The 1,033-nt window shown below is 63.1% G+C and carries 1 protein-coding gene; it reads right to left on the bottom strand.

Annotated elements, in window-relative coordinates; all coding sequences use genetic code 11:
• Positions 1–12: 12 nt before the first annotated feature.
• Positions 13–972, bottom strand: a complete 960-nt coding sequence (locus NKH89_RS35620) for an IS5 family transposase (RefSeq protein WP_352683297.1) — start codon at positions 970–972, stop codon at positions 13–15.
• Positions 973–1,033: the final 61 nt, after the last annotated feature.

Genomic DNA, 1,033 nt, shown 5'->3' with positions numbered 1-1,033 from the left:
ACTCAGGCGCACCTATCCCGCGATAGCGGCCCATCGGCGCATGTTGAAGGCGATCGCCGCCATCGTCACCTGGGCGGTCGCCTTGGCCAGCCCGACATAGCGGATCGTGGTCAGCTTCATGCGGCACTTGAGGGTAGCAAAGGTGGTCTCCACCGCCGCCCGGCGTCTGGCGATCAAGCGATTGTAGTGCTTGAGACGCGGCGGCAGCTGCGGATGATGCTTGTTGGGGCGGCGCGCGATGCGCACCTTCTTGCCTTCGGCCTTGAGCCGGGCGCGGCGGGCATGGGTGTCGTAGGCGGCGTCCGCCCAAACCGTCTTCTCGTCGCCGCAGATCAAGGTGTCAGCCACGACCGTGTCGTTGACGTTGGCTGGTGTGGTGATCACCGTGCGGATCAGGCCAGAGCCCTCATCGACCCCGACATGAGCCTTGTAGCCGAAGGTGAAGCCGCCCTTGCCCTGCCGCGCGGTAATGCGGGCATCTGGATCCTTCGACGGCCGCTCAAGCGTCGGCGGTGACGAGACCGCATTGATCAGCGTGGCATCCAGCATCGTGCCACGCTTCAGGATCACGCCGGCCTTCTCCAACTGCCGGTCCAGTTCGCCAAACAACTTATCGAGCAGACCTTCGCCGACAAGCAGATTGCGAAAGCGCGAAAGCACCGTGTGATCGGGAATGCTCTCCTCCAGCCCGAGCCCGGCAAAGCGCCGGAACGACAGCCGGTCGCCAAGCGCCTCTTCCAACTCACGGTCCGAAAGCCCGTAGAGCGATTGCAACAAAAGCGCCTTGAACAGGACCAGCGGTGGCCAAGCCGCCCGACCCGGACCGCCATCACGCAGCGGGTTGAGCAGTTTCTCAAACCGATACCACTTCACAAGACCCGACAATCGGTCGAGCGGCGAAGTGCCGCCCACAAGCTTGGTGCCTAGAAAAGCCTCCGCCAAGCTCAACTGGCCCGTCTGCTTCACTGCCATCGCGATTCCCTCAGACCGTCCACCTCAGAGAATCACAATCAGCGAATTACGCAACAGGCCC

Origin of the sequence: Mesorhizobium sp. M0923, assembly GCF_040319365.1 — a bacterium.
In the GTDB taxonomy this organism is placed as follows: Bacteria; Pseudomonadota; Alphaproteobacteria; order Rhizobiales; family Rhizobiaceae; genus Mesorhizobium.
This window is presented reverse-complemented; position numbering and strand designations above follow the sequence as displayed.